The organism is Campylobacter concisus, from assembly GCF_002165815.1.
GTDB lineage: Bacteria > Campylobacterota > Campylobacteria > Campylobacterales > Campylobacteraceae > Campylobacter_A > Campylobacter_A concisus_BH.
On sequence record NZ_NDYN01000016.1, the window covers coordinates 1 to 10,172 of the forward strand.

Below are 10,172 nucleotides of genomic sequence, written 5' to 3' on the forward strand. Positions count from 1 at the left end.
TGGGAGTTGGTGTTTAGTTAAAAAGTGGTAAAAGTCCTTGGTATTTGGTTGCGGAGGACGGATTTGAACCGCCGACCTTCGGGTTATGAGCCCGCAATCTTAAGGCTTTCTGTGATATTCTTATTAGTTTGATAGGGAAATATGCAGGAAGCCCCTAGCCCTAAACTTTTACCTTTTTATGTCGTTAATAGGTTTGACTAATAGGAAGAATTGAGCCTATTCTTATTACTATTGTTAGCTTAGTTTAATCTTAATCGTGAAGATTTTAATCTTTTTACTCCCTAACACGCGCCACCTATTGGAGAAGGCGAGAGGGGTAAAGGATTGTAAAGGATTACTCTTAGATATCCATAGGATGGTAATAGAACTCTCTGTCTTTCTCTTGGTCTTACTAGAAGTCCATAAAGGAGGACAATATGACACTAGAGCAAAGACAATTAAATCTTGAACTTGAGGGTATTAATGAAGGTGTTGAGAAGATAAGAAAAGAAGTAGCTACTGCTAAAGCTAGAGGTGGCTATGGAGAGACTAAGGTTAGCTCAGTGCTTATCTATCAACTTATGCAGCCTTTTATGAAAGGTCTTATGGAATATAAGAAAAGTAAGCTAACACATAATGAAAGATTTATTAAAGACTTTATAGAGCGTATAGGTAAGTCTTGGATTACCTCTAGCTTTGTATGTTGGTTACTGCTTCGTGACCCACAAGCTAAGGTATTAGTTGTCTCAGCCTCTAAACAAAGGGCTGATGACTTTAGTGTATTTACACAAAGATTGATATGTGAGCTACCACTGCTTCAACACCTTATCCCTACAAGTGACCAAAGGCAATCTAAAGTAGCCTTTGATGTAGCCCCTGCATTAGCTAGTCACGCTCCGAGCGTCAAGTCATTGGGTATAACATCAATGCTTACTGGCTCACGTGCTGACTACATAATCGCAGATGATGTCGAAGTACCTAATAACTCAGCCACAGCTGACCTAAGAGAGAAGCTTCTTAAAGCTGTAAAAGAGTTTGAGGCTATCTTAACACCAAAAGAGACCTCTCAAATAATCTATCTTGGTACTCCACAAACTGAAGAGAGTATCTATAATAAGTTACGAGCTACTGGGTTTCATTGCAGGGTTTGGACTGCTGAGATACCTCAAAAGGATACCTATAATGGTGCATTAGCTCCTAGCATTGAAGAGATGATAGAAAGAGGAGAGCCAGCAGGAACTCCAACAGACCCTAAGAGATTTACAAGAGATGACCTAAATGAGCGTAAGCTCTCTTATGGTAGAAGTGGATATGCCCTTCAATATATGCTAGATACTAGCTTAAGTGATAGTGAGAGATACCCACTTAAGACTGGAGACCTTGTAGTCACTAGCTTACCTTATGACAAAGCACCTATTAACCTTAGCTATGGTAGTGCTAAAGAGCAGATAATAAGAGAGCTACCTAATGTTGGCTTTGAGGGAGATAGATGGTTTTATCCAATGTTTTGTGATAGCGAGTATGCCCCTTATACTGGCTCAGTAATGGCTATTGACCCTAGTGGTAGAGGTGGAGACGAAACAGGATATGCAGTAGTTAAGCACCTACACGGAAGGCTTTTCGTTACAGCTTGTGGCGGTCTTACAGGTGGTTACAGTGAAGAGACACTTATAAAGTTAGCAACAATAGCTAAAGAGAACAATGTAAATGAGATATTAGTAGAGAGTAACTTTGGAGATGGTATGTATGTAGAGCTTCTTAAGCCTGTGTTAAATACTATCTATCAGTGTGCTGTCTCAGAGGTATCTCATTCAACCCAAAAAGAGAAACGTATCATAGACACCCTTGAGCCAGTCCTAAACGCTCATAAGCTTGTCTTTGACTATAAGGCTGTTAAGGAGGATTTAAAGCCATTTCTTGATGGCTCTTATGATGACAGTAGGTTTGTGTATAGTCTCTTTTACCAGCTTACTCATATAACAAAAGACAGAGGCTCTTTAAGGCACGATGACCGCCTTGATGCACTAGCTATGGCAGTAGCTTATTGGCAAAAGCAAGTCGGAGCTGACCCTAAGAAACTCCTAAGGAATTATCAAGAACGCATTGATAACAAGCTACTTGATGAGTACTTAGCTGAGCTTAATATGAGTAAAAGAGAGCGAACAAAGTTTAGGAAGTTTATATAGTAAAGTTAAGGGAGAGGCTAAATGCTTTCTCCCTTTTTAGTTGAGAACATTCATAAAGGGGTCTAGGAGCTTCTACAATCAACGAACGTCATCAGGGTAGTATGATTACCTTCTGAAAGGCGAACGTTTAACCTAGAGCCTCCTAGATAGCTTTATGAACGTTTATGATTTCTTAGCCTATTTAAAGGGTCATTTTTAGATATAGCCTAAAAAAGGTCTTTAGGAGTGCTAAGGCTCATAAACCTATCTAGGAGCTTCTACAATCAACGAACGCTTTTAGACGATAGATTATACCTCTAGTAACCCTTTCGTTTAACCTAGAGCCTCCTAGACCCCTTAGAATTGATTTTCTATTTGTTATTCATATAATCAAATCTAGGCTCAGTAAAAGGAAGTATATAATCCATATCAGCCACAGAGAAGCGAGGAGCTGGCTCAGGGGGCTTAAACTCTCTCTTTATAAGTGTCCTATCCACTCTTAATCCTGCTGCTGTATAGACCTTAGCCTTTGTACTTAGAGAGCCAAAGTTTCTTAGGGCTTCTTTAACATTCTTACCTAGAAGCTTGATACTCATCAAGACTATTTCGTCTCCCCTTACTAGGTCTTGCATTAGATAGTGCAAGTTGTCCTTAGTAACAGGTATGGTGTAAGTGTGTTTCATAATAAGTGAATTATAATACAACTATGCTTAAAATATACTAAAAAATATACTAATAATGTATTGTTTTATGTACTTTTTGCTTAAGCTCTCAAAGCCCCTAAAATAGGGCGTTAGAAGTCACCCGCCACTTATAGGAGAAAAGGGGGGTAGGGGGGATATAGAAAACTTAAAGATAACTCTTAGATAATCTATAAGATATCTAAAGGATAATCCTAAGGATAACCTAAAGGATACTCTAGGATAACACAGAGATATATTCTGTGATACTCTAGGGATAGTTTAGGGATTGTTTAGGAGTTCTTAATCTAAATCCTATAAATATATCTATAAAAGGATGTCCTTAAGATAAGCATAACAACTTTAAAGATAGCTATAAGATACCTTTAACTTACTCAAAGATATAGCTTTGGGATTGTTAAAAGGATTGTTATAGGTGTCTTTAAGTAGCTCTATAAAGACCGTTCGGAGAGGTAGATAATGTCGAAACTCCTTTTAACTATGGCTGAAGTCAGTTGTAGGGATATAAATAGATAGTTCGGAGCAGAGGTAAGATAATTCTGAAGCTCCCTAACTATATCTAAGGGATAACTATGGATTATCAAGGATAAAAATCATATATGCCCTTTAGAAGCATTTAGAAAGCCATAGAGAGCAAAACTAACCTTAGGTAATACAAACTTACCTTTGGATACCTTTCGCCCTTTGTAGAGCCTCCTAGATAGGTTTATTAACATTAGAGCTAATAGAAGCTAGAGATTGGCTTTAGGATAGCTCAAGATTACCTCAGGGTTAGCTTAAGATTTCATCAGGATTGCTTAAGGATTAGCTTGAGGTTAGCTTAAGATTTCATCAGGATTGCTTAAGGATTACCTCAGGAGTGGTTTAAGAAAATGGTAAAAATATTTGAAACCCTAGATAACGCTCAGGGTCTCCGATTTACCCCCATAGCCCCCTACAACATTTCTAAAACAAACCCCCACAAATCCACAAGCACAGCCACAACGTCGCAAGGGTGGCAAAGCAACATAAACTAAAAGCCCTATAAAGAATAATTAAAATTCATATATAGGCAAATCCAAAGCTAAAGTAAGCTAAATAATCCAAAAGCAAACCTAAAACAATCAAGAAACCCCCTAACAAATCCCTACACCCTACAAGCTACAAAGCCATAAAATCCCTAAATATCGCCCTTGTGCTATCTCGTGCGGTCGGGTACATTAGCCGATAGCGTTTCAAACTTCGCCAAGCAATAGCCAAGAGCTGCCAAAAGATAGCAAGAGAAAATCCCAAAGCAAACCCTATACAATCCCAAAGCACTCCCAAAGCACTCCGCAACTATCCACACACTCACACCACAACGCAGCACAACACAAGCCAAAACATACCAAAGACAACCCTAGACACTCCCAAAAACTCAAAAGCTATCCCAAAATCTCCAAAACATTTAAAAGTTTTAGCATCTTTTTCATAACTCAAAAAGCCCTAAATAACGCACTTATCTAATAGCCTAATCATTTTATCTAAAAATATTTATAAATTTATATTATTGTTAAGCTTTATTTAAGCTAATCTGTGTAATAATTCTCTCAACAAAACAAAAAGGAGCTTGAAAAAAGAGCCTTAAGAGCCTAAAAGGTTATCAAAGGTTTCATCAAGAGCTTTTAAAAGAGTTTTGTAAATATGAGGTAAGTAAAAAGAGGCTAAGACGTCTTGACCGACCAAAGTTGAAACGTCCTAACCCTTTGGAAGTTGTGGCAGTTAAGCCACTTGTATAAAGTCTTAAAAAGACCTATACGCCCTTAAGGAGGGGCAAAGAAATGTTATCAAATGAAAGCTTAACATTGGTTAAAAGCGTTTATGCTGAGCTAACAAGCGGAGATTTTGAGAGCTTTAAAGAGCTCATAACTGACAATAAAAATCAATACTTTAGAGACGGGGCTAACCTTTGCAAAGCTCTTCTAATAGAGAGCGAGCGGGGCAGTTTAGAATTAAACTACTTAAAACACGAAGTAAAAACAGACACACAAGGATTTTATGCGCCTTGCTATATTATTAGCAATAGCGGAGAATTATTTAATTTAAAGCAAAAAGCAGGATACGAGCCAGTTATCTCAAAAATAAAAGACAGCTTAAAAGCGGACTTTTGTAAAGCTGCAAACCTTGATGAAAAGCTTATCGGACTCTTAACAAACACAAAGCCAGTGCCACGCTTAGAGTGGGTAGAGGTTAGCAAAGGTTACGACCTTGACGACTTACCTCATAGTTGCCAAAGTGGTAAGGGCTATCGCTTTAGGTCTTTAGACAGTATGGCAAAGCTAGCACTTCTTAAAATAGGCTCAAGGATAGCCGCAAGGGCTATTATATGGGATAGTAACGTTATCTTTGATGAAACAAAAGGGGAGTATTTAAATAATCGTTATGCTGACCGTCTTTATTATGGGGATAGTAGCGACAGAGACGAATTTATTAAAGCCTTAGAAGCTGAGGGGATTAATCTACTATGGGGCGTGACTAATTCAAGATTAAAGCCTGAAACTGGGGATTATTCTATACAAATAGACGATACAAGTGCTATATCTTGGCTTGATACTTTTAGCTTAGAAAAAGAAGGACGCCTTTACTCTTACGACTGGGTAAATGGTGGATACTCAGACGATACTTTAAATGAGCTTGCATCAAATGAGGGCTTTACTAGAGCCTTTTTAAGTGTAGATGAAGAGGGGGGCAGAGACTTAGAGGACGTAAGTAACAAGGTTTATTCTGAGTATTTAGGCGAATATATAGACAGAGAAAATGCGGTGTATAGCAATAGTCAAGGGGACTGGCTAATTGAAGATGATGCTGTATGGTCAAGTTTTCAAGATGATTATATAGTTTCAGATTATGCCTATTACTCAAGTATTGAGGACGACTATATAGACGAAAATACATACGAGCACAGCTCTCAAGTTGCTGACGTTGTGGGTCAAAATGGCGAGTGGGTTAGGACTGATAATAAAGATTATGTACCTTATAAAGGCGATGAATATCGCAGAATAGCTTTAGAGGATGCGGTGTATATAGAGAGTATGGACGAGTACGTAAAAGCTGACGAGGCTTACTATATTGATGAAATAGACGAAAACGTCCGCAGTGACTGGGATAAAGACGAGCTTAAAGACTATTTAGCGAATAGCTTAAGCTCATATAGCAAGCAAGAGATTATCGAGCTCGTAGAGAAATACGGATTTTAATAAGGGGGTGCATTATGATAGTAAGAAATAAAGAGGGGCTTATAAAAGCCCTTTGGGGTTATAAAGAATTTACTTATGGCGGACACGTTGAGGCTAGATTATATGGAGAAACTTATGTTATTACTGATTATAGCGTTACTATCCTAGTAATAAAAAGAGATAGAAGCGTGCTATATTTTGATAATAGCTTTTATAGTAAAACAACAAGCAAGCTACAAAACTTATTAAAAGAAGTCTTTAACTTTATAGCCATTAGGCGTAAAGCTTACCTTTTTGATACTGAGCCTAAAAAAGCTTATTCAGGGGATTTAGAGAAGGTAAATATAACCTTTACTAATGAGGGGCTTATCTCTATGGTATCAAAAAAGACAGAAAGGGGCTTTGAGTTTTTTAAGACAAATAATTTATGCCCTTTAGTGTCTTTATATATAGGCGGTGTGTGGTGTGGTATAGAAACAAAACTATTAAGAGGGGAGGACTGAGCTATGTTAAGTAGAGGTGAAATAATAGAAGGATTAAAAGGCTTTAAGGATTTTGATACTTATACTAACATAGAAGCTTTTAATACAGATGTAGGATTATATGTAGTCAAGTCTTATGTGTGGCATAAAACTATGCTTATTATAGATAGGGCACAAGATAATAAGGTTATCTATTTAGATAATAGGGTGCTCTGCGCTGATATGAGGACTTTTTTAAAGATTTTAGCAGAAGCTTATGACCTTGATAGAGATTTTAAAGAGCGTAAAGAATACATAGAGGGCGTAATAGACCTCTTGAGAGGGCAGCAAGAAGCTTTAGGATATATTGTAGGGGGCGAGAGGGATAGTAATGCTGCTTATCTAGCAGGAAGGACTATAAGGGTCTTTTTTAACAATAAAAGGGAGCTTACATTAATAAAACTAGTTAATAGAGACGTCTTTTTTAATTCTAATAGCTTCTTTTTAGAGAGTGCAAGGATAACTTTATATCTTAAGGGGAGCTTAGCCTTTTCAACAAGCTTAAGTAACTTAACAAAGCAGGAGGTATCACAATGATTATTAATGGATATTTCAAGCTAGCTAGGGATGGCTCAGTATTCAAAGGGGCTTTGGATATAAGCGACAAGGGCGAAGTTGTATCAATGTATGGCAAGCTTATGAAGCATAGACCAGATGCAAACTTTAAGGAGCTTAAGGGGTCTTACGGACAACGTGAAATATATGTAAGCTCAAAAGACTTTATACTTTTAAACGATAAAGCAATACCTACTAAGGGGGTAAGAATATGAAAGACTTAATAAAACTACTTGGATACTCTAAAGAAAGCTTATGGCAATATTTAGAGGGATTATCTTATGCTGATTATGATAAAATCATAGTGCCTAATGGTGGGATAATCTTTGTACCAAAAGGCAAGGAGCAATATGCTCTTGTATGCGTGCATATAGATACCATAAACGATGCTAGAGCAGCTAAAGCACCTACTGAAAGGGAGCTTTACATAAGAAAGAATTACTTAGCCTTGTTACCTAACGCTGATTGTGCTTGCTTAGGAGGGGATGATAGGTGCGGTTGTTATATAGCCCTTAAATTACTTGATAGGGGTGTGCCATTTGCCTTTGGCTTCTTTACAGATGAAGAGATAGGGGGCTTAGGTAGCTCAAGATGCATTAATGCTATTGAAGCTCTTAATGTTACTTCATTTATAGGGCTTGATAGAAGGGGTAGCAATGAGCTAGCATTATATGGCTGGGATAACGAGGAGCTTATATGTCTTTTTGAAGCTATGGGATATAATACAGCTTTTGGTAGCTTTACGGACGCTAGCAACCTAGCAGGAGCTCTTGGGATTGCCTGCGTTAATCTAAGCATTGGCTATCAACACGAGCACACGCACAGCGAGTTTATAGACTTTACAGCAACTCTTAACACTCTTAAAACTCTTAGCACTAGAAGGATTATTGAGTTTCTTAATAGTAAAGAGTTTTTAGCTGAGTGTGATACTATGGGTGTCTATGACTATTACTATGGCGATGATTATTACAGAGATGAGTATGGCTGCGATGAATATGGTTATGATGACGCTAGAGGCGTAATGTATTACGATTATAAATAAAAAGATAGGAGATATTATTATGAAAACTAGAGAAGTAGCTTATAGAGTTTGGGATAAAAAAGAAAAGAAAATGATATATGATGCAGAAAGCTACCCATTAGATAGATATGACCCACAAGAAACTGCATTTATAGATTTTTATACATTTGAGGGTAGCTACACTCTTATGCAGTATATAGGTTTAAGGGATGCTAAAAAAAAGAAGATATTTGAGGGAGACATAGTAAAAGTAATATCTACTCAAACTCAAGAGGTATGTAAGGGAGAGGTTAGTTATTATGAGGGAAATGCTATGTATGTAATAGAGATTGACAATGGCTCTTTTCTTACGTTTGCGTCCTGCGATGTTAGCAGAGTAGAGGTCTTAGGTAATATCTTTGAAAATAGTGGGATTTTAGGATGATTATAACCTACAAAGGACAAGAGCTAACCAAAGAAGAAAAAGACTTCATAGGTTGGTATATAGTTTTTTTACCACAAGTTTGGATAGTGATTACTATGGGAACTTTTATAGTAGCTTGGTGGCTAGCAAATGCTTATCACTACAAGTGGGAAAATATAGGTATATTCTACTTCTTTTATTGCTTATGCTCTCTTAGTGGCTATGGGGCTACTCACGACAACCTAGACAATTACAGAGCAGGGCTAATAAAGCAACAAAAGATAGCAACAGAGCCTAAACCATCTAGGCACTATACAAGACGTCTTAAAGGGGAAAGTGATGAGGAGTACCTTATAAGGATACTAGAGAAGCAAGCACAATATGGCGGAGCTGATGCTATCTATAAACGTCTCAAATACTATTATGAGATGTATGAGCTAGATAGAAAAAAGAGAACGCCAAAGGGCTTAAGATGCAGAAAGGAGCGTAAGGATGTATAAAAATAAAAATGGCACTTGGTGCAGTGATTTTATAATGGACGGCGTAAGGTTTCAAAGAAGATACCCTAACAGCACCAAAGCTGAAGCTCTAAGATTTGAGAAAGAGTGGAAAGAAAGAATACGCAAAGGCAAAGCTGAGGATGAGCTATGGGAAACTGATGTAAGCTCTGCTAGGGGTGGTATGAAACTCTCAGAAGCCTTAGACTTCTTGCACGATAGATACTGGCAATACCTAGATGATACAACTCATTATAGAGTATGCCTTAATAGGGTTATAAAAGCCATAGGAGATAAAGAGGTTTCAGAGCTTACAACGGCTGACCTATATGAGCTAAAGGATAAGATGCTAAACAAAGGAGTTAATGGCAAGGTATATTCGCCACACTCTTTTAACTCATCTCTAGTAGCTCTTGGAACAGCACTTAGGATACTTGAAGGTCTTGAAGTAGTTAAGTTTAAATCTAAACCAAACTTCAAAGGACTTCAAGCTAGGCAAGTGATACCCAAAAGACCTGCTTTAAGAGATGATGAGCTGCTTAGTGCTAAAGAGTTTTTATATAACAGAGCTAAAAAATCTAAAGCACTATCTAGCGTAGAGCTATACGAACTCTTTATAGTGCTATCTAATCTTGGACTAAGACCTGCTGAATACTTTGCTATTGAGCTAGGGGATATTAGCTTTGAGTATGATACTATCACTATCTCAAAGGCGATTAAGACACATAAGGGTGCAGGTACTATCATAGGAGCTCCTAAGAACGGACATAGCAGAACCTTGCCTTGTGGAGAGAATGTTATGGAGGTCTTTAGAGCCATAAAGCAACGCTTAGAAATAGCTAAGAGCGTAAGTAAAGCTGAGGCTAGGAGACTTTTTACAGAGACAAAAGACGACCAAGTGCTTAAGATGACGTACTACTGGGTATCTCAAGGGGCTTATGATAACTGCAAAGACCTACCACTTGATAAGTGTCCTATAACCCACCTAAATCACGATACAGCAAATCGTATGTGGTGGGCTGTAAGAAACCATCTTGGATACTTAGGGACTAGCAACACTCACGGACTTTACGTATTACGCCATACGGTGGCTTCTAGGTTAGTGAGTTTGAAGGGATTTAACGCTCATAAACTGA

General features: G+C 37.8%; 10 protein-coding genes. 9 read left to right on the forward strand and 1 reads right to left on the reverse strand.

What is annotated here, in order from left to right:
- The first annotated feature begins 416 nt into the window (after positions 1-416).
- Complete coding sequence (gene terL / locus B9N65_RS10620; protein ID WP_087583806.1) at positions 417-2,165, forward strand: phage terminase large subunit; 1,749 nt, start codon at positions 417-419, stop codon at positions 2,163-2,165.
- Between the two features lie 350 nt (positions 2,166-2,515).
- On the opposite strand, the gene B9N65_RS10625 is transcribed toward terL, so the two are convergent.
- Positions 2,516-2,827 carry a hypothetical protein gene (locus B9N65_RS10625; protein WP_141083852.1) on the reverse strand — a complete coding sequence of 104 codons (312 nt, stop codon included), beginning with the start codon at positions 2,825-2,827 and terminating at the stop codon, positions 2,516-2,518.
- Between the two features lie 1,817 nt (positions 2,828-4,644).
- Here B9N65_RS10625 and B9N65_RS10630 point away from each other — a divergent pair.
- The 8 genes from B9N65_RS10630 to B9N65_RS10665 all read left to right on the forward strand — a co-directional run.
- Positions 4,645-6,060 carry a hypothetical protein gene (locus tag B9N65_RS10630; protein ID WP_087583808.1) on the forward strand — a complete coding sequence of 472 codons (1,416 nt, stop codon included), beginning with the start codon at positions 4,645-4,647 and terminating at the stop codon, positions 6,058-6,060.
- A gap of 14 nt (positions 6,061-6,074) precedes the next feature.
- Positions 6,075-6,542, forward strand: coding sequence for a hypothetical protein (locus B9N65_RS10635; protein ID WP_087583809.1), 468 nt, complete (start codon positions 6,075-6,077; stop codon positions 6,540-6,542).
- A 3-nt stretch (positions 6,543-6,545) separates the two neighbouring features.
- Complete coding sequence (locus B9N65_RS10640) at positions 6,546-7,097, forward strand: hypothetical protein (protein ID WP_087583810.1); 552 nt, start codon at positions 6,546-6,548, stop codon at positions 7,095-7,097.
- Complete coding sequence (locus B9N65_RS10645) at positions 7,094-7,330, forward strand: hypothetical protein (protein WP_087583811.1); 237 nt, start codon at positions 7,094-7,096, stop codon at positions 7,328-7,330. The genes B9N65_RS10640 and B9N65_RS10645 overlap by 4 nt, the downstream gene beginning before the upstream one ends.
- Positions 7,327-8,157 carry a hypothetical protein gene (locus B9N65_RS10650; protein ID WP_087583812.1) on the forward strand — a complete coding sequence of 277 codons (831 nt, stop codon included), beginning with the start codon at positions 7,327-7,329 and terminating at the stop codon, positions 8,155-8,157. The genes B9N65_RS10645 and B9N65_RS10650 overlap by 4 nt, the downstream gene beginning before the upstream one ends.
- 19 nt (positions 8,158-8,176) lie before the next feature.
- Complete coding sequence (locus B9N65_RS10655; protein ID WP_087583813.1) at positions 8,177-8,560, forward strand: YopX family protein; 384 nt, start codon at positions 8,177-8,179, stop codon at positions 8,558-8,560.
- Positions 8,557-9,039: a hypothetical protein gene (locus tag B9N65_RS10660; RefSeq protein WP_087583814.1), complete on the forward strand. Its 483-nt coding sequence runs from the start codon at positions 8,557-8,559 to the stop codon at positions 9,037-9,039. The genes B9N65_RS10655 and B9N65_RS10660 overlap by 4 nt, the downstream gene beginning before the upstream one ends.
- On the forward strand, positions 9,032-10,172 hold a 1,141-nt coding region (locus tag B9N65_RS10665; protein ID WP_087583815.1), incomplete at its 3' end, for a tyrosine-type recombinase/integrase. The genes B9N65_RS10660 and B9N65_RS10665, both read left to right, overlap by 8 nt.